The sequence below is a fragment of the Pseudomonas sp. NFACC45 genome, assembly GCF_900113505.1.
Classification (GTDB): Bacteria; Pseudomonadota; Gammaproteobacteria; order Pseudomonadales; family Pseudomonadaceae; genus Aquipseudomonas; species Aquipseudomonas tehranensis.
Window position 1 is genome coordinate 282,227 of the sequence record NZ_FOPO01000006.1, and the last position, 19,271, is coordinate 301,497.

General features: G+C 60.1%; 18 protein-coding genes and 1 tRNA gene. 12 read left to right on the forward strand and 7 right to left on the reverse strand.

Translation table 11 applies throughout. The annotated features are described in order from the left end of the window. Positions 1-58: 58 nt before the first annotated feature. The 4 genes from gpmI to BM132_RS13485 all read left to right on the forward strand — a co-directional run bounded on the left by gpmI (position 59) and on the right by BM132_RS13485 (position 5,224). The gene (gene gpmI, locus BM132_RS13470) at positions 59-1,588 is read left to right on the forward strand and encodes a 2,3-bisphosphoglycerate-independent phosphoglycerate mutase (protein ID WP_092455861.1); all 1,530 of its coding nucleotides are present in this window, start codon (positions 59-61) and stop codon (positions 1,586-1,588) included. A gap of 216 nt (positions 1,589-1,804) precedes the next feature. Next, on the forward strand, positions 1,805-3,091 hold the full coding sequence (locus tag BM132_RS13475) for a murein hydrolase activator EnvC family protein (RefSeq protein ID WP_092401413.1): 1,287 nt from the start codon (positions 1,805-1,807) through the stop codon (positions 3,089-3,091). A 32-nt stretch (positions 3,092-3,123) separates the two neighbouring features. After that, on the forward strand, positions 3,124-4,440 hold the full coding sequence (locus BM132_RS13480; RefSeq protein WP_047226905.1) for a S41 family peptidase: 1,317 nt from the start codon (positions 3,124-3,126) through the stop codon (positions 4,438-4,440). Between the two features lies 1 nt (position 4,441). Further along, complete coding sequence (locus tag BM132_RS13485) at positions 4,442-5,224, forward strand: divergent polysaccharide deacetylase family protein (protein ID WP_092455863.1); 783 nt, start codon at positions 4,442-4,444, stop codon at positions 5,222-5,224. A 141-nt stretch (positions 5,225-5,365) separates the two neighbouring features. Here BM132_RS13485 and BM132_RS13490 read toward each other — a convergent pair whose 3' ends face one another. Further along, positions 5,366-6,121 carry a substrate-binding periplasmic protein gene (locus BM132_RS13490; RefSeq protein ID WP_092455865.1) on the reverse strand — a complete coding sequence of 252 codons (756 nt, stop codon included), beginning with the start codon at positions 6,119-6,121 and terminating at the stop codon, positions 5,366-5,368. A 216-nt stretch (positions 6,122-6,337) separates the two neighbouring features. Here BM132_RS13490 and BM132_RS13495 point away from each other — a divergent pair, with 216 nt between their 5' ends. Beyond that, complete coding sequence (locus BM132_RS13495) at positions 6,338-7,852, forward strand: trypsin-like serine peptidase (RefSeq protein WP_092455867.1); 1,515 nt, start codon at positions 6,338-6,340, stop codon at positions 7,850-7,852. A 24-nt stretch (positions 7,853-7,876) separates the two neighbouring features. On the opposite strand, the gene hisF is transcribed toward BM132_RS13495, so the two are convergent. The 6 genes from hisF to BM132_RS13525 form a co-directional block, all read right to left on the reverse strand. After that, positions 7,877-8,647, reverse strand: a complete 771-nt coding sequence (hisF, locus tag BM132_RS13500) for an imidazole glycerol phosphate synthase subunit HisF (RefSeq protein ID WP_047226901.1) — start codon at positions 8,645-8,647, stop codon at positions 7,877-7,879. Between the two features lie 9 nt (positions 8,648-8,656). Beyond that, positions 8,657-9,394, reverse strand: a complete 738-nt coding sequence (hisA, locus tag BM132_RS13505) for a 1-(5-phosphoribosyl)-5-[(5-phosphoribosylamino)methylideneamino]imidazole-4-carboxamide isomerase (protein ID WP_092455869.1) — start codon at positions 9,392-9,394, stop codon at positions 8,657-8,659. 42 nt (positions 9,395-9,436) lie between these two features. Continuing rightward, a complete protein-coding gene (locus BM132_RS13510; RefSeq protein ID WP_092455871.1) occupies positions 9,437-9,691 on the reverse strand; it encodes a DUF2164 domain-containing protein in 255 nt (84 codons plus the stop codon). Next, on the reverse strand, positions 9,691-10,329 hold the full coding sequence (gene hisH, locus BM132_RS13515) for an imidazole glycerol phosphate synthase subunit HisH (protein WP_047226898.1): 639 nt from the start codon (positions 10,327-10,329) through the stop codon (positions 9,691-9,693). Before hisH ends, BM132_RS13510 begins: the two co-directional genes overlap by 1 nt. Continuing rightward, positions 10,329-10,922: an imidazoleglycerol-phosphate dehydratase HisB gene (hisB, locus tag BM132_RS13520; protein WP_003186751.1), complete on the reverse strand. Its 594-nt coding sequence runs from the start codon at positions 10,920-10,922 to the stop codon at positions 10,329-10,331. Before hisB ends, hisH begins: the two co-directional genes overlap by 1 nt. A 287-nt stretch (positions 10,923-11,209) precedes the next feature. Then, positions 11,210-12,871: an OFA family MFS transporter gene (locus BM132_RS13525; protein WP_092455873.1), complete on the reverse strand. Its 1,662-nt coding sequence runs from the start codon at positions 12,869-12,871 to the stop codon at positions 11,210-11,212. Between the two features lie 262 nt (positions 12,872-13,133). Here BM132_RS13525 and panM point away from each other — a divergent pair, with 262 nt between their 5' ends. From panM to BM132_RS13560, 7 genes are all read left to right on the forward strand, one after another. Next, positions 13,134-13,532 carry an aspartate 1-decarboxylase autocleavage activator PanM gene (gene panM, locus BM132_RS13530; protein ID WP_092455875.1) on the forward strand — a complete coding sequence of 133 codons (399 nt, stop codon included), beginning with the start codon at positions 13,134-13,136 and terminating at the stop codon, positions 13,530-13,532. A 140-nt stretch (positions 13,533-13,672) separates the two neighbouring features. Beyond that, entirely contained in the window at positions 13,673-15,910 is a 2,238-nt protein-coding gene (locus tag BM132_RS13535) for an AsmA family protein (protein WP_092455877.1), read from the forward strand. Then, entirely contained in the window at positions 15,907-16,974 is a 1,068-nt protein-coding gene (mutY, locus tag BM132_RS13540) for an A/G-specific adenine glycosylase (RefSeq protein WP_092455878.1), read from the forward strand. The genes BM132_RS13535 and mutY overlap by 4 nt, the downstream gene beginning before the upstream one ends. Then, positions 16,971-17,243 carry an oxidative damage protection protein gene (locus tag BM132_RS13545; RefSeq protein WP_092401386.1) on the forward strand — a complete coding sequence of 91 codons (273 nt, stop codon included), beginning with the start codon at positions 16,971-16,973 and terminating at the stop codon, positions 17,241-17,243. The genes mutY and BM132_RS13545 overlap by 4 nt, the downstream gene beginning before the upstream one ends. 102 nt (positions 17,244-17,345) lie before the next feature. Then, a tRNA-Phe gene (locus tag BM132_RS13550) sits at positions 17,346-17,421 on the forward strand. 153 nt (positions 17,422-17,574) lie between these two features. After that, positions 17,575-17,982, forward strand: coding sequence for a hypothetical protein (locus tag BM132_RS13555; RefSeq protein ID WP_092455880.1), 408 nt, complete (start codon positions 17,575-17,577; stop codon positions 17,980-17,982). 209 nt (positions 17,983-18,191) lie between these two features. Continuing rightward, positions 18,192-19,247, forward strand: a complete 1,056-nt coding sequence (locus BM132_RS13560; RefSeq protein WP_092455882.1) for a PDDEXK nuclease domain-containing protein — start codon at positions 18,192-18,194, stop codon at positions 19,245-19,247. Positions 19,248-19,271: the final 24 nt, after the last annotated feature.

Here is a 19,271-nt window from a genome sequence, read left to right on the forward strand (position 1 = left end):
CTTTAAACTGCCCGTCCCTTTTCCATCGCCTTCTTTTAATCAGCCACGAGTGGATTCCATGACTACCACGCCTAAACCTTTGGTCCTGATGATTCTCGACGGCTTCGGTCACAGTGACAGCCACGAATCCAATGCCGTGTACGCGGCCAAGAAGCCCGTGCTGGACCGCCTGTGGGCCACCGTGCCGAACGGCCTGATCTCCGGCAGCGGCATGGACGTCGGCCTGCCCGACGGACAGATGGGCAACTCCGAAGTCGGCCACATGAACCTCGGCGCGGGCCGCGTGGTGTATCAGGACTTCACCCGCGTGACCAAAGCGATCCGCGACGGCGAGTTCTTTGAAAACCCGACCATCTGCGCGGCTGTGGATAAAGCCGTGGCTGCTGGCAAAGCTGTGCACTTCATGGGCCTGCTGTCCGATGGCGGCGTGCACAGCCACCAGGACCACCTGATCGCCATGGCCGAGCTGGCGTCCAAGCGCGGCGCGGAAAAAATCTACCTGCACGCGTTCCTCGATGGCCGCGACACGCCACCCAAAAGCGCCACTTCGTCGATCGAACTGCTCGACAGCACCTTCCAGGCCCTCGGCAAGGGTCGTATCGCCAGCATCGTCGGCCGTTACTACGCCATGGACCGCGATAACCGCTGGGACCGGGTGGCCCAGGCCTACAACCTGATCGTCGACGGCAACGCCGAGTTCAACGCCGCCACCGCCCAGGAAGGCCTGCAAGCCGCCTACGAGCGGGGTGAAAGCGACGAATTCGTCAAGGCCACCACCATCGGCGAGCCGGTTAAAGTCGAGGACGGCGACGCTGTGGTGTTCATGAACTTCCGCGCCGACCGTGCCCGCGAGCTGACCCGCGTGTTTGTCGAAGACGATTTCAAGGAGTTCGAACGCGCCCGCCAGCCGAAACTGGCCGGCTTCGTCATGCTGACCCAATACGCCGCCAGCATCCCCGCGCCGTCGGCCTTCGCCGCCGGCAGCCTGGAAAACGTGCTGGGCGACTACCTGGCGAAGCACGGCAAGACCCAACTGCGCATCGCTGAAACCGAGAAGTATGCCCACGTGACGTTCTTCTTCTCCGGCGGCCGTGAAGAGCCGTTCCCCGGCGAAGAACGCATCCTGATCCCGTCGCCAAAGGTCGCCACCTATGACCTGCAACCGGAGATGAGCGCACCGGAGGTCACCGATCGCATCGTCGATGCCATCGAGCACCAGCGCCACGACGTGATCGTGGTCAACTACGCCAACGGCGACATGGTCGGCCACAGCGGTGTGTTCGACGCCGCGGTCAAAGCCGTGGAATGCCTGGACACCTGCGTCGGGCGCATCGTCGAGGCGCTGGAAAAAGTCGGCGGTGAAGCGCTGATCACCGCCGACCACGGGAACGTCGAGCAGATGTCCGATGAGTCCACCGGCCAGGCCCACACCGCCCACACCACCGAGCCGGTGCCGTTCATCTATGTCGGTAAGCGCGCCTTCAAGGTCCGCGATGGCGGCGTACTGGCTGACGTGGCGCCGACCATGCTGATGTTGCTGGGGATGGAGAAGCCGGCGGAGATGACCGGGACGTCGATCCTGGTCTGACCCAACACTTACCAATGTGGGAGCGAGCCTGCTCGCGATAGCGGTATTACAGTCAACATCTATGTTGGATGTTATGGCCTCATCGCGAGCAGGCTCGCTCCCACAGGGTTCAAGGTGTTTTTTGGGCCAGTTATCACACAGCCCCAAATGGGCGTTTTTTTTGCAGCGTGGGGCGGGCATACTAGGCCGTCCCTTTCCCTGGTGTCGCCCGCCTCTATGCTTCGCGTTCTGATAGCCCTCGCTCTGACCTGCCTGCTCCAACCGGCCTTCGCTGACGAGCGCGCACAAACCCAACAGCAGTTGGACGCCACGCGTCAGGACATTGCCGAGCTGAAAAAGCTGCTGGGCAAGTTGCAGGAAGAGAAGTCCGGCGTGCAGAAAGACCTGCGCGGTACCGAGACCGAGATGGGCAAGCTGGAGAAGCAGGTCGACGCCCTGCAACAAGAGCTGAAGAAAAGTGAATCCGAGTTGCAGCGCCTCGATACGGAGAAAAAAAAACTCCAGAGCGCGCGCACTGAACAACAAAAGCTGATCGCCATCCAGGCCCGGGCGGCCTACCAGAACGGCCGTCAGGAGTACCTCAAGCTGCTGCTCAACCAGCAGAACCCCGAGAAATTCGCCCGCACGCTCACGTATTACGATTACCTGAGCCAGGCGCGCCTGGAGCAACTCAAGAGCTTTAACGAAACCCTGCGCCAGCTGGCCAATGTCGAAAAAGAGATTGAATTGCAGCAGGCCCAGTTGCTGGTGCAGAAAAGCAGCCTCGACACCCAGCGCGAAGAACTCGAGAAGGTTCGCAAGGAGCGTCAGGTCGCCCTGGCCAAGCTCAATGAAGACGTGAAGGCCCGCGACAGCAAGCTCAAGGCTCGCGAGCAGGACCAGGCTCAACTGGCAAAAGTCTTGAAGACCATCGAAGAAACCCTGGCACGCCAGGCTCGAGAGGCGGAAGAAGCGCGCCAAAAGGCGCTGATCGCCCAGCAGGAAGCCGAAAAAAAGCGCTTGCGTGAGGCCCAGGCCGACGCCGGCGATGCACCGCGCAAGCCTGCCCGATCAAGCCCCGGCCCACTGGTTTCGACAGGCGGGGAAACCTTCGGCGGCGCTTTTGCTTCGGCACGGGGCAAACTTCCATGGCCGGTCAATGGTCGATTGCTTGCACGCTTCGGCCAAACCCGCGGCGACGATACCCGCACCAAGTGGGACGGCGTGATGATCAGCGCCACTGCCGGCAGCCAGGTGCATGCCGTGCATGGCGGTCGCGTGGTGTTCGCCGACTGGCTGCGCGGCGCCGGCCTGCTGGTGATCCTGGATCACGGTAACGGCTATTTGAGCCTGTACGGCCATAACCAGACGCTGCTCAAGGCGGCCGGCGATGTAGTCAAGGCCGGCGAGTCCATCTCTACGGTTGGTAACAGTGGCGGGCAGGATACGCCAGCGCTGTATTTCGCTATTCGTCAGCAGGGTCGCCCCAGTGACCCGACCCAATGGTGTCGTGCGCAAGGATAAGCGCGCCCATCCAACTCAGGAGTTCGTTCGACATGCTGCATTTGTCCCGCCTCACCTCGCTGGCCCTGACGATCGCCCTTGTGATCGGTGCGCCCCTGGCGTTCGCCGCTGAACCGGCCCCCTCGTCGACAGCCGCTACGGCCGCGACCACCAAGGCCCCGCTGCCGCTGGACGAACTGCGCACCTTTGCTGAAGTCATGGACCGGATCAAGGCCGCCTACGTGGAACCGGTGGACGACAAGCTGCTGCTGGAGAACGCCATCAAGGGCATGCTCAGCAACCTTGACCCCCACTCGGCCTACCTGGGGCCGGAAGATTTCGCCGAGCTGCAGGAAAGCACCAGCGGCGAGTTCGGCGGGCTGGGCATCGAGGTCGGCAGCGAAGACGGCTTCGTCAAAGTGGTTTCGCCCATCGACGACACGCCTGCTTCCAAGGCCGGCATCCAGGCCGGTGACTTCATCGTCAAGATCAACGGCCAGCCGACTCGCGGCCAGAGCATGACCGAAGCTGTGGACAAGATGCGCGGCAAAATCGGCCAGAAGATTACCCTGACCCTGGTGCGCGATGGCGGCACGCCGTTCGACGTGACCCTGACCCGTGCGATCATCCAGGTCAAAAGCGTGAAGAGCCAGTTGCTGGAATCGGGCTACGGCTACATCCGCATCACCCAGTTCCAGGTCAAGACCGGCGAAGAAGTCGCCAAAGCCCTGGCCAAGCTGCGCAAGGACAACGGCAAGAAGCTCAACGGCATGGTCCTGGACCTGCGTAACAACCCCGGCGGCGTGCTGCAATCGGCGGTGGAGGTGGTGGACCATTTCATCACCAAGGGCCTGATCGTCTACACCAAGGGCCGCATTGCCAATTCCGAACTGCGCTTTTCGGCCACCGGCAACGACCTGAGCGAAGCCGTGCCGCTGGTGGTACTGATCAACGGTGGCAGCGCTTCGGCATCGGAAATCGTCGCCGGCGCCCTGCAGGACCAGAAACGCGGCGTTGTCATGGGCACCACCAGTTTTGGCAAGGGCTCGGTGCAAACCGTCTTGCCGCTCAACAATGACCGCGCGCTGAAGATCACCACTGCGCTGTACTACACCCCTAACGGCCGCTCCATCCAGGCCCAGGGCATCGTCCCGGACATCGAGGTGCGCAAAGCCAAGATCACCAGCGAGCAGGACAGCGAGTACTTCAAGGAAGCTGACTTGCAGGGTCACTTGGGCAATGGCAACGGCGGCGCCGACAAACCGACCGGTTCCGGCGCCAAGGCCAAGCCCATGCCGCAGGATGACGACTATCAGTTGGCTCAGGCCCTGAGCCTGCTCAAAGGACTGAACATCACCTCCGGCCGCTGAGATGGGCCTGCGCTTCATCCTGGGCCTGGTGTGCTGTCTGGCGGGCGCTGCCTTTGCCGCACCCGCGACACAGCCTCCGGCACCACACAAGGCCTACCTGAGCCTGATCATCGACGACCTGGGGCAAAACCTGCCCCGGGATCGCCGCGTGCTGGCTCTGCCCGGCCCAGTCACCGCAGCAATCATGCCCGACACACCCCATGCCGCCGAACTGGCTCGTGAAGCCCATCGCGCCGGCAAGGTCGTCATGCTGCACATGCCCATGGACCCGGCCACCGGGCCGTTCGCCTGGCATCCGGAACTGCCCCTGGAGGAGCTGGAAAAACGCCTCGACGCCGCATTCGCCGCCGTGCCCTTCACCAGCGGGATCAATAACCACATGGGCAGCCGCATGACGTCCCAGCCGCGGGCCATGGCGTGGTTGATGGCGAACTTGCAGCAACGGCACAAGTTCTTTGTCGACAGCCGCACCAGCGCCCAGACAGTCGCCGCCGCCGAGGCGCAGAAGATCGGCCTCGCCAGTGTGTCGCGCGATGTGTTCCTGGACGATGAGCGCACCGAAGCAGCCATCGCCCATCAGCTTCAGGTCGCCATAGAGCTGGCTCGCCAGCAGGGCTCGGCGGTGATGATTGGCCATCCTTATCCGCAGACCCTGGCAGTGCTCGAACGCGAACTGCCCAGGCTCAAGGCCCAGGGCATCGAATGGATCGACATCAAGTCGATGATCAGCTTGCGCAGCAATCGGGCGATGGCCGGGCATGGGGAAAATGGGGTTTATCGGTAGCGGTTGGGCTCGCTCTCAAACCGCGCCGCCGCTATCGCGAGCAGGCTCGCTCCCACAGGGTGTCGGGTTGTTCGCCAGTCATGTGCCCACCGCAGATCCAGTGTGGGAGCGAGCCTGCTCGCGATAGCGGCGCCGTGGTCTTCAGAGATACCGCGCCATGATCGCGTCCACCGCACCTTCCTGGCGCAGTTCATCCAGGGCCGCTTGAAGGCGGGCGACCACGTCGTCGGGCACGTTTTTGTTCAACGCCAGGTACAACTCGGCACTGTTGAACCGTAGCACGGTCTTGAGATCGCTCACCCCTTCCTCACGCGCCAGATAGCGCCCGGCCGGATCCCCGGTGGCCCACAGATCGATTTGACCATTGACCAGCTTCCTGGCGTTGTCCTGATCGCGCAACACGACAATCGGGTTCAGCCCTTGCTTGGCCAAGGTCTCGGCAATCGCGTCACCCTTGTAAGCCCCGATCCTGTGTTGACGCGCCTGCTCCAACGAGTCCAGAGAAATCTTGCTGTCGGCCTTGGCGAGCATGATCCAGTCGTCCGGGCCAATCGGGCCGACCCATTTGAAGAGTTTTTCACGCTCGGGCAATCGCGCCGTGACAAACACGCCGTACCCGGGATTATCCAGGGCCAGTTTATAAATTCGCTCCCACGGGAAACGCAGCGTCAGGCTGTAGTTGATATCGGCACGCTTGAATATCTCGCGGACAATGTCCACGGCGATGCCATTGATGTTCTCGTTCTGAGCGAAGTTTTTGCCATTCTTGGCCATGTTGTAGGGCGGGAAGTTTTCCGTCAGCAACACCAGGCCGACGTCACGGCGATCTTGAGCTTGTGCCCCGTTGACGAACAATAAAGAGGCACTGGCAAGAACCAAAAGAATGCGTCTGAACATGTCTGGCTACCCGAATCCATGGCGTGCCCAAGAGTGCCTCGGGCCTGCGAGCATGTCCACAGCCCTTTGCTACCCAGGCGGCTCAACGACTCAAAATATAAAAGAGCACTCTCACCGTTGAGGTAACTATTTACCGCCAACCGTCAGCCCCTACCTGATTAATTGGAGAACACCGGCCACGCCGGTTTTCATTCAACTAACCAAAGGTATCACTCGATGAAATCGATCTCCTTTCTGCTGACCGGCCTGTTCTGCTCGCTGAGTTTGCAGGGTATCGCCCACAGCCAGGACTTTGGCGAAGGCATGCAAAATTTTACGGCCTCAAAGATCCTTGAAAATGCGGATGGATCACACAACCACTGGCGAGGCGTCGGACGCCTGTTTATCGACGGCTCTTGTACCGCGACGCTCCTCGACACTCAGGATGCATCGGTACCCCAACCAACACCCGCCTATGTGCTCACTTCAGGACACTGTATCGAAAAAGGCAACGGCAACATCGTGACGGATAAACCGGTCAGCGGGGTCATGCAGTTCGATTACTTCGCCGACACCGGATTATTCAAAACCTACGCGCTGAAAAAGGTGGCATGGCGCAGTATGCAAGGCGTTGATCTGGCGATCATAGAATTGGACGTCAGCCTCCAGAAACTCATTGAGGAAGGTATACAGCCCCTGGAGCTGGCCCGACAAAAGCCTGCCGATGGGACTGATGTTCTGATCGTGAGTGCCCCACTGGGTTTCGACAAAACCACATTGCGCATGGCTGCCTGCACTTTGCAGCCTGCTCGGGAAATAGTGGAAGGCCCATGGGTGTGGCGAAACAACGTAATGACGCGCTGTCAGGATATAGCTGGCGGCAGTTCAGGGGGGCCGATTCTTGATCGTCACTCCAACGAGATAATAGGCGTAATAGGCACCGGCAACCTGGCGGCCGGTTTCGCTCCATGCGACGAACATGCACCCTGTACGCGGGTTGGGGATGTCTATAAAGCCATTCCCAAAAACGTTTATGGGAACCCGACAATCTTTCTCAACGGATGCTTTGTACAAGGCCACATTGCCAATGAGGCAACTTCCTCTTGCCCGCTTTATCCAGCGTTTACCGTGAGTGCTGATACCAACGAGCCGGCAAGGTACAAGAGGCTCAAAAAACGGGATGACGGGACGACGGAGATTCCGACATGGGATTACCACTTCTCCATCAGCACCGCTTTTTATCGCCACAAGACCGTGCGCGCTGCGAAGGACTGCGAAAGTGGCCATTACTACAGCGACGCGATAAGTTCTAACGACGCGTTTATCAACAGCGAGATTGGCACCCAGCCCGGTTTCTATTTCCTTTGCATTCTTGGCGTTGATTCCGCGGCTCAAGGAGCGCAGGTCGGACTCATCAAGAATGGACTATCCCTTGCCGTGGAGGTCCTCGATGACACGCCAACGGCGCAGCCCGATTTGTCGATCAGCAGCGGAGTCGGTGTGGAGCTGGCACGCGGTAACGAATACCGGACCTACGCCGTCAAATTTGGCCCGCTGGACACCACAGATTGTTCAAAGGATGAGCAATATGTTACCCACACCTACATGGATTTCTGGTTTCCGGATGCAGAACTGCCGCTGAAATTCTGCACAATCGCCTACGACAAATCAGGACAGGCATCCGAGCCGAGGGTTGACGTACTGAGCCCTGCAACAGGGGCGCAAAACGCAACCCGCCGCTCCCTGAGGTGAGCATCGGGTCTCGTCTGTGCCAGCTTATCGAATGACGATTCCGCGCTGCGCCATGTAAGCCTTGGCTTCCGGCACGGTGTATTCGCCGAAGTGGAAAATGCTTGCCGCCAGTACCGCACTGGCATGGCCTTCAAGGATGCCATCGGCCAGGTGCTGCAGGTTGCCGACGCCGCCGGAGGCGATGACCGGAATGCCCAAGGCATCGCTGATGGCGCGGGTGACGCCCAGGTCGAAACCGTTTTTCATGCCGTCCTGGTCCATGCTGGTCAGCAGGATCTCACCGGCCCCCAGGCCTTCCATCTTCTTCGCCCATTCCACGGCGTCCAGGCCGGTGGGTTTGCGCCCGCCGTGGGTGAAGATTTCCCAGCGCGGGGTTTCGCCCGGGCCGGACACTTTCTTGGCGTCGATGGCCACGACAATGCACTGCGAACCAAAACGCTGCGCCGCTTCGCCGACGAATTCCGGGTTGAACACCGCAGCAGTGTTGATCGACACTTTGTCCGCACCGGCGTTGAGCAGGTTGCGGATGTCCTGCACGGTGCGTACGCCACCGCCCACGGTCAGCGGGATGAACACCTGGCTAGCCATGCGCTCGACGGTATGCAGCGTGGTATCGCGGCCGTCGACGCTGGCCGTGATGTCGAGGAAGGTAATCTCGTCCGCGCCCTGCTCGTCATAGCGACGGGCGATTTCCACCGGGTCGCCGGCGTCGCGAATGTTCTCGAACTTGACGCCCTTGACCACCCGGCCGTTGTCCACGTCGAGACAGGGAATGATGCGTTTTGCCAGCGCCATGGTGAGTCCTCAGCCTTTGTAGGAATCGCAGAAGGCCTGGGCCTCAGCAACATCCAGTGTGCCTTCGTAGATCGCGCGACCGGTGATCGCACCGATGATGCCTGGCGCCTTGGCGTCGAGCAGTGCCTTGATGTCGCCCAGGTTATGGATGCCGCCGGAGGCGATCACCGGGATCTTCGTGGCGGCGGCCAGGGCGGCGGTGAACGGAACGTTGCAACCCTGCATCATGCCGTCTTTGGCGATGTCGGTGTAGACGATGGCAGACACGCCATCGGCTTCGAAGCGCTTGGCCAGGTCAATCACCTGCACGGTGCTGACTTGCGCCCAACCGTCAGTGGCGACGAAACCGTCCTTGGCATCCAGGCCAACGATGACCTTGCCCGGGAAGGCGCGGCAAGCCTCGGCGACAAACGCCGGGTCTTTCACCGCCTTGGTGCCGATGATCACGTAGCTCACGCCGGCCTTGACGTAGTGTTCGATGGTTTCCAGCGAGCGGATGCCACCGCCGATCTGGATCGGCAAATTCGGATAGCGCTTGGCAATGGCCGTGACCACTTCACCGTTCACCGGCTGCCCTTCGAAAGCACCGTTCAGGTCGACCAGATGCAGGCGACGGCAGCCGCCCTCCACCCACTTGGCGGCCATGCTCACCGGATCATCGGAGAACACCGTGGAGTCTTCCATCCGGCCCTGACGCAGACGTACGCAAGCGCCGTCCTTGAGATCGATAGCGGGAATAATCAGCATCTGGCAAACCTTCAAATTCGAATGTTCAGCTTGGCTCGGAAATCAGTTTTTCTCGAGCGCCCACAAGTCGCTTTCGATGCTCTCGAACCTTTCTTTAAGGTGCGCCTGCACATCGAAAATCGCCCTGTTGTAATAGTGCGGAGCAATTTCGCGGGTAAACAGCTCAAGAATTTCCGCCGCCTCGAACGAACCCAGGTCCAGCTCGAAACGCTCCTCCATGAACCGTTGGATCTTGAGGTTCGCCTCACTCTCCTGCTCGGGCGTGAGGGTGAGGATCGGCGGCTTCTTGCGGGCCATTACCAGCGCCCATCCCACGCCGCGAAGTTCTGCAACAGTTGCAGGCCATGGGTATGGCTCTTCTCCGGGTGGAACTGCACAGCGAAGCGCGAACCGTCGGCCAGGGCCGCGGCGAAGTCGACGCCATAGTGACCGCCGCCCACTACCTGCCGGGCATTACCGGCCGCGATGTAGTAGCTGTGCACGAAGTAGAAGCGCGCCAGGTCCGGAATGTTGTGCCACAGCGGGTGATCCACCGTCTGCTTCACCTCGTTCCAGCCCATGTGCGGAACTTTGAGGTGCTCGCCGTCTTCGTGCAGATCCTTGCCGAAAAACTTCACCTGGCCTGGAAACATCGCGATGCAATCGACGCCGTCGTTCTCCTCGCTGCTTTCAAGCAAGGCCTGCATGCCCACGCAGATGCCGAGGAACGGACGGTCCTGGCTGACCTCATGCACCAACGAGTCGAAGCCCAGGCGACGGATCTCGGCCATGCAGTCACGAATCGCACCGACGCCGGGAAAGACCACCCGGTCGGCTTCGCGAATCACGTCGGCATCGCTGGTGATCAGTACCTTGCCGGCGCCCACGTGCTCGAGGGCCTTGGCCACCGAGTGCAGGTTGCCCATGCCGTAATCGATAACCGCGACCGTCTGCATTACAGAACGCCCTTGGTGGAGGGCATTTGCCCGGCCATGCGGTCATCGAGCTCCACGGCCATGCGCAGCGCGCGGCCGAAGGCCTTGAACACGGTTTCGATCTGGTGGTGGGTGTTGTGCCCACGCAGGTTGTCGATGTGCAGGGTCACATTGGCGTGGTTGACGAAGCCCTGGAAAAATTCCTGGAACAGGTCCACGTCGAAGCCGCCAACGGTGGCACGGGTATACGGCACATGCATTTGCAGGCCCGGACGACCGGAGAAGTCGATCACCACGCGCGACAGCGCCTCATCGAGCGGCACGTAGGCGTGGCCGTAGCGACGGATACCTTTTTTGTCGCCGATGGCTTTGGTGAAAGCCTGCCCCAGGGTGATGCCGACGTCTTCCACCGTGTGGTGGTCGTCGATGTGCAGGTCACCCTTGCTGACGATATCCAGGTCGATCAGCCCGTGGCGGGCGATCTGGTCCAGCATGTGCTCAAGAAAAGGCACGCCGATATCAAACCGGGCCTTTCCGGTGCCATCCAGGTTGATCGAGGCTTTGATCTGGGTTTCCAGAGTGTCGCGCTCGACAGACGCCTTACGTTCGGCCATCACCAGCTCCGCAAAATCATTGGGCGAAAAAGGCAGCCATTATAGGGGCGCGAGCGGCAAACAGAAACATAAGAGGTGACATCACTGACGGGATGAATCCCCGGCTGTCGGCGATAGACATGTCCATACAAGCATTTTTTGCCATCACCCAAAATCAAATGTGGGAGCGGGCTTGCTCGCGAAAGCGGCGTATCAGTCGACATCATCGTTAACTGACACACCGCTTTCGCGAGCAAGCCCGCTCCCACATTAGGTTTGCCCTCACCTTGAAGGTTCGGGCAACAGTCTTACTGGAACAACACCGCCGTCTTCTGCAGGGTTATCCACACACCCCACGCCAACGGAATGCCCACCACCAGCCAGGCGGCGATCGCCAAAGGCTTGGTGCCCGGCGCAGCCTTCCACTCCAGCGAAGTGGTGCTGTCGGCGCCCTTGTCATGGCCCAGCGCCTGTTCAGCGGCCAGTTCGGCATCGGTCATGAAGTACTTGTCGGCGACCGGACGGACCATCATGTTGCACAGGAAGCCCAGCACCAGCAGGCCGGCGAGAATGTACAAGGTGATGTCATAGGCCGCGGCGCGTTCAACACCGATGCTCAACTGATATTCACGCAGGTAGTTCACCAATACCGGACCCAACACGCCCGCCGCAGCCCAAGCGGTCAACAGGCGACCGTGGATCGCGCCGACCATTTGCGTACCGAACAGGTCCGCCAGGTAGGCCGGCACAGTGGCGAAGCCGCCGCCGTACATCGACAGGATGATGCAGAACGCCGCCACGAACAGCGCGACGCTGCCCAGATGGCCCAGGTTCGGGATCAGCGCGTACAGGGCAAAGCCCAGGGCGAAGAACACGAAATAGGTGTTTTTACGGCCCAGGTAATCCGAGCAGGATGCCCAGAAGAACCGTCCACCAATGTTGAACAAGCTCAGCAGGCCAGTGAAACCGGCCGCGATGGCAGCAATTTGACCCAACTGCACAGCGTCCAGTTGACCGAAAGGCAGGTCGGTACCGAGCAACTTACCGCCAAACACTTCCTGCAACAGCGGCGAAGCCATGCCCAGGATACCGATACCGGCGGATACGTTCAGGCACAGCACCAGCCATACCAGACGGAACTGCGGGGTTTTCCAGGCTACGTTCACGTGAACGTGGCGATGGGTGATCATCGCGTTTGCCGCTTTCTTCGGCGCCGGAGTCCAGCCTTCAGGCTTCCAGCCGGTCGGCGGAACGCGGTACGACAGGGCACCACCGATCATGAATACGAAGTAGATCGCAGCCATGACCAGGAAGCTTTGCCATACACCCACTTCAGTCGGCGAAGAGAAATGGCTCATCAGGGCTGCAGCCAGCGGGGCACCTACCATCGCGCCGCCGCCAAAGCCCATGATCGCCATACCGGTGGCCATGCCACGCTTGTCCGGGAACCACTTGATCAGCGTCGAAACCGGGGAGATGTAGCCCAGCCCCAGGCCGATACCACCGATGACCCCGGAGCCGACCCACATCAGCCAGATCTGGTGAGTGTAGATACCCAACGCGGAAATCAGCAGACCGCCGCACCAGCACAAGGCCGATACAACGCCAGCCTTGCGCGGTCCGGCGTGTTCCAGCCAGCCGCCCCAGATGGCTGCCGAGCAACCCAGGAAGATGAAGAACAGGGTGTAGATCCAGCCGAGCATCGAGATCGGCCAGTCACATTGGGATGAAAAGACTTGTGCGATGAAGCTCATGTCCGGTGCACAGGCTACAGGCTTGGTGACGCCCAGTGCCTTGGACAACGGCAACCAGAACACCGAAAAGCCGTAGGCCATGCCGATGCAAAGGTGGATGGCCAGTGCGGCCGGTGGAACCAGCCACCGGTTGAATCCGGGCTTGGCGATAATGCGTTCCTTGGAGAGGAACGCAGGCTGGTCGGCAAAGCCGTCCGCCGTGATGCTCGTGCTCATTTGTGTATCCCCCAGTTATTGGTATGGCTCGCCAGCCATGCATCACCCTCAGCCTTATTGCACGCAAAGCACGACTGTATTTTCTGGTGAAGCTTCATTTTGGTGCGACATTGAGTCGCAGAAGGACGGGCGAACGGGTAAAGGTTACCATTTGCTTATGACAGAAAAGCCAAAATGCCATCACCTTTTTTACATCTTCTGTCTTATCGCGCCGTTGCACGTTTTCTGTAGGGTGTGAATCGTTTATTTTTCAGGAATTTATATGCCCATCGTTGTCGAGCAGTTGAATGACGCCACCTGTCGGGACCAGCAGGACCTGCACAAGATCTACCAGGATGCCCCGGCCTGGCTGTTCGAGCCGTTCACTGACGGCACACAATTGATACGCACATGCCTGGAGGACGGCGCGTTGATCGCAGCCCGCTTCAATGACCGGTTGCTCGGTGCCGCACGGCTGCAACGGCACCAGGACGTCTGGCACTTGTCCCAAATGTGTGTGCGAAACGTTACCCGTCGTCGTGGGGTGGCGGAACGATTGGTCAGCGAAGCACGGAAAATGGCTACGCAACACGGTGCTGAACTGAAGCTCTTGGCCCCACCCGGTCATCTGGAAGCCCAGGCGCTGGCGGCCAAATTGAAGCTGGCACTGGAGCAGGCCTAGCTCCGGGAGCTCAGCCCAGCCCTCGCCACCGGTTCCATGGCCCCCAAGCCTGTCAGAAAGAACGATCACCCAACGCGCCACCAGGTCAGGGCGTTATACTCCCAGGCTAATTTTTGAACTCAACCTACAAGGACTCGCCCATGAAAGCGTTCGGCAAAATCCTGGGTCTGGTACTCCTCGGGCTGTTGCTGGTCATTGTGGCCTTGGGCTTTGCCCTGACCCACCTCTTCGATCCCAACGACTATAAAGAAGAGATCCGCCAGATAGCCCGCGACAAGGCCCATATTGAGCTGACTCTCAATGGCGACATCGGCTGGAGCCTTTTCCCGTGGCTGGGTCTGGAGTTGCACGAAGCCAGCGTCGCCACCCTGGCAAACCCGACACAACCGTTCGCCGACCTGCAGATGCTCGGCCTTTCCGTGCGCGTGATTCCACTGCTGCGCCGGGAAGTGCAGATGAGCGACGTGCGGGTCGAAGGCCTGAACCTGCGACTCAACCGTGACAAGAACGGCCACGGCAATTGGGAAGACATCGGCAAGGCCCCCGCGTCTAAAACCACGGCAAACACCCCGGCACCGGCCGAACAGCCTGCCCCTGGGGACAGCACCCCGGCGCAGAAACCGGCCCAGCCAACCCGCCTGGACATCGACAGCCTGACCGTGAACAACGCCCGGGTCGAATACACCGACGAGCAGGCCGGCAGGCAGTTCACCGCCGAAAGCATCCAACTGAGCACCGGCCCGATCCATGACTCCACCAACATTCCGGTCACCCTCACCGCGTTCCTGGCCAGCAACCAGCCAGCCGTGCGCGTGCGCACCGAAGTCACGGGCGAGCTGCGCTTTGAGCGCGCCTTGCAGCGCTACAAGTTCGAAGACCTGAAGCTGTCCGGCGAAGCCACGGGCGACCCTTTGCAAGGCAAGACCGTGACGTTCGCGGCACACGGGCAGTTACTTCTGGATAAAGCGGCGAACGTCGCCGAATGGACTGGCATCAAGCTGTCCATCAATCAACTGCGGGCGTTGGGCGAACTGAAGGTCAATAATCTGGACAAGACCCCGCAACTGAGCGGCGGCATGTCGATCGCCCAATTCGATCTGGCGAAATTCGTCGACGGCGTCGGTCAGCAACTGCCGGCCATGGCCGAAGGCAGCCTGAGCAAAGTCGAACTGGTCACCCGCATTGCGGCCACGCCGACCAGCGCCGAATTCAATAGCATCAATCTGAAAATCGACGACAGCACCTTCAGCGGTCGTATCGCCGTGGAGGACTTTGCCAAGCAGTCACTGCGTGCGCAGCTCAAGGCTGATACCTTCAACGTTGACCGCTACCTGCCGCCAAAATCCGCCGAGGCCGACAGCTCCAAGGCAGCCCGTGAGGCGGAGGTCAGCAACACCGAAGCCAGTGCCATGGCCGGCGCCGGCAGCACACCGTTGCCGAGCGCACCCACCCAGGGCGCCTGGAGCAACGACCGGCTGTTTCCAGTCGAACGCCTGGGCAAACTGGACCTGAATGCCGACCTGACCTTCGGCCAACTGACCCTCGATAAGCTGCCGATCCAGAATGCCGCCCTCAAGGCCACCGGCCAGGGCGGCCTGCTGACCCTGGAAAACCTGCGGGGCGATCTGTACAACGGCAACTTCGAAGTCAAAGGCACGCTGGACGTGCGCCAGCCCATGCCGCAGTTGAACCTGCAGACCCGCATCAACCGGGTACCGGCCGAGAAAATCATCGAAAGCCAGGGCAAGAATTCGCCCGTCAAAGGCCTGGTGACACTCAACAGCGCCGTGACCGCCAGCGGCAACAGCCAAAAGGCCCTGATCGACAGCCTCAACGGCACTGCCGGGTTCGTCATCAACGATGGTGTACTGCTCAATGCCAACCTCGAGCAGCAATTGTGCAGAGGCATCGCCACCCTCAATCGTAAAACCCTCAGTGGCGAGCCCCGCGGCAAGGACACGCCGTTCGAGCAACTCAACGGCAATCTCACCTTTCGCAGCGGCGTGGCCAGCAACCCGGACCTGAAGGTCCGCATTCCTGGCATGACCGTCAACGGTGACGGCGATATCGACCTGCGTGTGCTGGGCATGGATTACCGCGTCGGCATCATCATCGAAGGCGACAAGAGCGACATGCCCGATCCGGCTTGCCAGGTCAACGAACGTTACGTCGATGTCGAATGGCCGTTGCGCTGCCGCGGTCCGCTGGAGTTGGGCGCGAAGGCATGTCGCCTGGACAACGAAGGTCTGGGCAAAGTCGCCGCGAAACTGGCCGGCGACCGCCTCGGCGACAAGCTCAATGAGAAGATCGACGAGAAGCTCGGCGACAAGGTCAGCCCCGAGCTGAAGGACGCGCTCAAGGGGTTGTTCAAGCGATGACCGCCGAGCAGTTTTCCAGCGCCGTACTGGATTGGTTCGACCGCCACGGGCGCCACGACTTGCCTTGGCAGCAAGACATCAATCCGTATCGGGTGTGGGTCTCGGAAATCATGCTGCAGCAGACCCAGGTCAGCACCGTGCTCAATTATTTCGACCGGTTCATGGCCTCGCTGCCCACCGTGCAAGCCCTGGCCGCCGCGCCGGAAGACGAAGTGCTGCACCTGTGGACCGGCCTGGGCTACTACACCCGCGCCCGTAATCTGCAGAAAACCGCGAAGATCGTTGTCGACCAATATGGCGGTGAATTCCCCCGCGACGTGGAAAAACTCACCGAGTTGCCGGGGATTGGCCTGTCCACAGCCGGCGCCATCGCCAGCATCAGCATGGGCCTGCGGGCACCGATCCTCGATGGCAACGTCAAGCGGGTGCTGGCGCGCTTCACCGCCCAGGAGGGTTACCCGGGCGAGCCGAAGGTCGCGAAGCAATTGTGGGCGACCGCCGAGCGCTTTACACCTCAAGACCGGGTCAACGCCTACACCCAGGCGATGATGGACCTGGGCGCCACACTGTGTACCCGCAGCAAACCCAGTTGCCTGCTTTGCCCGCTGAAAAAAGGCTGCCAAGCCCACATGCTGGGGCTGGAGACCCGCTACCCGATCCCCAAGCCCCGCAAGGACGTGCCCAAAAAACGCACGCTGATGCCAATGCTGGCCAACCGCGAAGGCGCGATTCTGCTTTATCGTCGCCCCTCCACGGGCCTGTGGGGCGGCTTATGGAGCCTGCCGGAACTCGACGACCTCGACGACCTGCAACACCTGGCCCTGCAACACTCGCTGGAACTGGGCAAACAACAGGAAATGCCAGCTCTGGTACACACCTTCAGCCACTTTCAGTTGGCGATCGAACCCTGGCTGGTCCGGGTCCGGGAAACCGGCCATCACGTGGCCGAGGCCGACTGGCTCTGGTATAACCTCGCCACCCCGCCGCGCCTGGGCCTCGCCGCCCCGGTCAAGACCTTGCTCGAACGCGCGGCCGCCGTATTGAACGCAGGAGAGTTGCAATGACCCGCACCGTGATGTGCCGCAAGTACAAAGAACAACTGGAAGGCCTGGAGCGCGCGCCCTTTCCGGGCGTCAAAGGCCAGGACATCTACGACAATGTCTCGGCCAAGGCCTGGGCGGACTGGCAAAAACACCAGACCCTGCTGATCAACGAAAAACGCCTGAACATGATGAACGCCGAAGACCGCAAATACCTTCAAGGCGAAATGGAAAAGTTCTTTTCCGGCGAAGAATACGCCAAGGCCGAAGGCTACGTGCCGCCGTCCGAATAGACCACCCAGAACCGGGGCGGATCGTAAGCGACGGTAATAATTAAATATTTTTTGATAACGTGCTTGACGACCCCCTGAAAAACCCGTTTAATGCGCCCCGTTGCCCAGATAGCTCAGTCGGTAGAGCAGGGGATTGAAAATCCCCGTGTCGGCGGTTCGATTCCGTCTCTGGGCACCAAATACCGAAAACCCCGATCAAGAAATTGATCGGGGTTTTTTATTGCGTGAAATTTATTTCCGCTGCCACCCTGTCTGAGGCGGATAGAAATTCGAAGGGTTTGCCCTGAAGCTGTAGCATAGGCGGCCTTATTTTCACGTCAGGAATCTGACCATGTCATCGGCAAACAAACAGCAGAAACGAAACCAGCGCGCCAAGGCGAAAGCCAAAAAGAACCGCATTCAGCGTGCCGCTGCGCCGAACGATTTCCTGGACCCGAACGATGAGCGCATCGATCTGGAAACCGTGGACCTGACAGAGCTGTTCCAAGTCATGCGCGCGGCTGAAAAAATCAGCCAGCAGGCCATGTGCGCGGTCTTCTTGGGGCATCCGCTGCTGGCGCTTGTGCTGGAGCAGGAAGGCGAGGAAGAGGCCACTGACTTCATCATTACCGCCCTGATCGAATACCGTCGCCTGACCACGGGCGTCGATGAGCAGACCGCGCTGGACTGGGTCGAAAGTGAGCAGTTCCAGGCCGATTATGTCGCCGCGTCCAATGCGCTGGCCCAAGGTTCGATCTGATCATCGTCCGCGTTACGAGGACGTCGGCAGTGGATGACGCCCTACCGGGATAGCTCCTACAAGCCAGGGTCAGCCAAGATCAGGCGGCGTCAAACCCGTCCTGCAAGAATCGGACGGCTTTCCTCCCGCCTAATCAGACTCGCCCGGCATCATCGAAACGTCGTCCAGAGCATCCTTTTGGTCCGCCCATTCTCACGGCTGACATTGCGATGACCGCACTTCTCCCTCAAGACGACCCAAAGCTTGCCCCTCTGATTAATGAGCTAGGTGAACTGATCCGCCAGGCACGCCAGAAAGTGCTGCGTGCCGTCGATACGATTCAGGTTCAAACCTGCTGGCAGATTGGGCGGCACATCGTCGAATTCGAACAGGGAGGAGCCGAGCGGGCGACTTATGGCGCACGACTGCTGCCGTCGCTGGCGAAAGTACTGACAGCGAGGTTTGGGAAAGGGTTTGATGAACGCAATCTGCGCCACATGCGGGACTTTTATCAATCGTTTCCAATTTGGAACGCAGTGCGTTCCGAATTGAGCTGGACCCATTACCGCACACTTCTGCGAGTAGAAGACCCAAACGCCCGTCATTGGTACATGAACGAAGTCGCCATCCAAAACTGGTCCACCCGCGCCCTGGAACGCCAAATCGGAACCCTCTACTACGAACGCCTACTGGCCAGCCAAGACCGCCCAGCAGTGAAACAGGAGGCGACTTCCCATACTGAAAAGCTCAATCTCAGCCCAAGGGACATCGTCAGGGATCCGGTAGTCCTGGAGTTCCTCGGAATGCCCAATGCCGGCGCTTTGCTGGAAACCGACCTGGAGCAAGCCTTGATCGACCAGCTACAGGGCTTTCTCCTTGAACTGGGCAAGGGGTTCGCCTTCGTCGCTCGCCAACAACGCATCAGCACCGAAAGTAAAGACTTCTACCTCGATCTGGTCTTTTACAATTACCTGCTCAAGTGTTTTGTGATCGTCGACCTCAAACGCGGTGAGCTGAGCCATCAGGACATTGGGCAGATGGACATGTATGTGCGTCTCTACGACGACCTCAAGCGCAGTCCCGATGACAAACCCACTGTTGGCATTATTCTCTGCGCCCAAAAAGATGAATCGGTGGTGCGTTACTCTGTCCTGCAAGGCAACGAACAATTGTTCGCCAGCCAGTACAAACTGGTACTCCCCACGGAAGAAGAGCTGCGCAATGAGCTGGATCGTGAACGGGAAAGGCTTGAGAGTTGGCAACCAGGCCTGGCGACGGGCGAATGACAGCCGACAGCTGATGACCGTTCT

Bases quoted from the DNA above. Each gene is read 5' to 3' on its own strand.
- mutY (WP_092455878.1), top strand. From the start codon at position 15,907: ATGACCGCCGAGCAGTTTTCCAGCGCCGTACTGGATTGGTTCGACCGC.
- hisB (WP_003186751.1), bottom strand. From the start codon at position 10,922: ATGGCCGAACGTAAGGCGTCTGTCGAGCGCGACACTCTGGAAACCCAG.
- BM132_RS13555 (WP_092455880.1), top strand. From the start codon at position 17,575: ATGTCATCGGCAAACAAACAGCAGAAACGAAACCAGCGCGCCAAGGCG.
- BM132_RS13525 (WP_092455873.1), bottom strand. From the start codon at position 12,871: ATGAGCACGAGCATCACGGCGGACGGCTTTGCCGACCAGCCTGCGTTC.
- hisH (WP_047226898.1), bottom strand. From the start codon at position 10,329: ATGCAGACGGTCGCGGTTATCGATTACGGCATGGGCAACCTGCACTCG.
- BM132_RS13560 (WP_092455882.1), top strand. From the start codon at position 18,192: ATGACCGCACTTCTCCCTCAAGACGACCCAAAGCTTGCCCCTCTGATT.
- gpmI (WP_092455861.1), top strand. From the start codon at position 59: ATGACTACCACGCCTAAACCTTTGGTCCTGATGATTCTCGACGGCTTC.
- BM132_RS13480 (WP_047226905.1), top strand. From the start codon at position 3,124: ATGCTGCATTTGTCCCGCCTCACCTCGCTGGCCCTGACGATCGCCCTT.
- BM132_RS13510 (WP_092455871.1), bottom strand. From the start codon at position 9,691: ATGGCCCGCAAGAAGCCGCCGATCCTCACCCTCACGCCCGAGCAGGAG.
- BM132_RS13485 (WP_092455863.1), top strand. From the start codon at position 4,442: ATGGGCCTGCGCTTCATCCTGGGCCTGGTGTGCTGTCTGGCGGGCGCT.
- panM (WP_092455875.1), top strand. From the start codon at position 13,134: ATGCCCATCGTTGTCGAGCAGTTGAATGACGCCACCTGTCGGGACCAG.
- BM132_RS13545 (WP_092401386.1), top strand. From the start codon at position 16,971: ATGACCCGCACCGTGATGTGCCGCAAGTACAAAGAACAACTGGAAGGC.
- BM132_RS13475 (WP_092401413.1), top strand. From the start codon at position 1,805: ATGCTTCGCGTTCTGATAGCCCTCGCTCTGACCTGCCTGCTCCAACCG.
- BM132_RS13495 (WP_092455867.1), top strand. From the start codon at position 6,338: ATGAAATCGATCTCCTTTCTGCTGACCGGCCTGTTCTGCTCGCTGAGT.
- BM132_RS13535 (WP_092455877.1), top strand. From the start codon at position 13,673: ATGAAAGCGTTCGGCAAAATCCTGGGTCTGGTACTCCTCGGGCTGTTG.
- hisA (WP_092455869.1), bottom strand. From the start codon at position 9,394: ATGCTGATTATTCCCGCTATCGATCTCAAGGACGGCGCTTGCGTACGT.
- BM132_RS13490 (WP_092455865.1), bottom strand. From the start codon at position 6,121: ATGTTCAGACGCATTCTTTTGGTTCTTGCCAGTGCCTCTTTATTGTTC.
- hisF (WP_047226901.1), bottom strand. From the start codon at position 8,647: ATGGCGCTGGCAAAACGCATCATTCCCTGTCTCGACGTGGACAACGGC.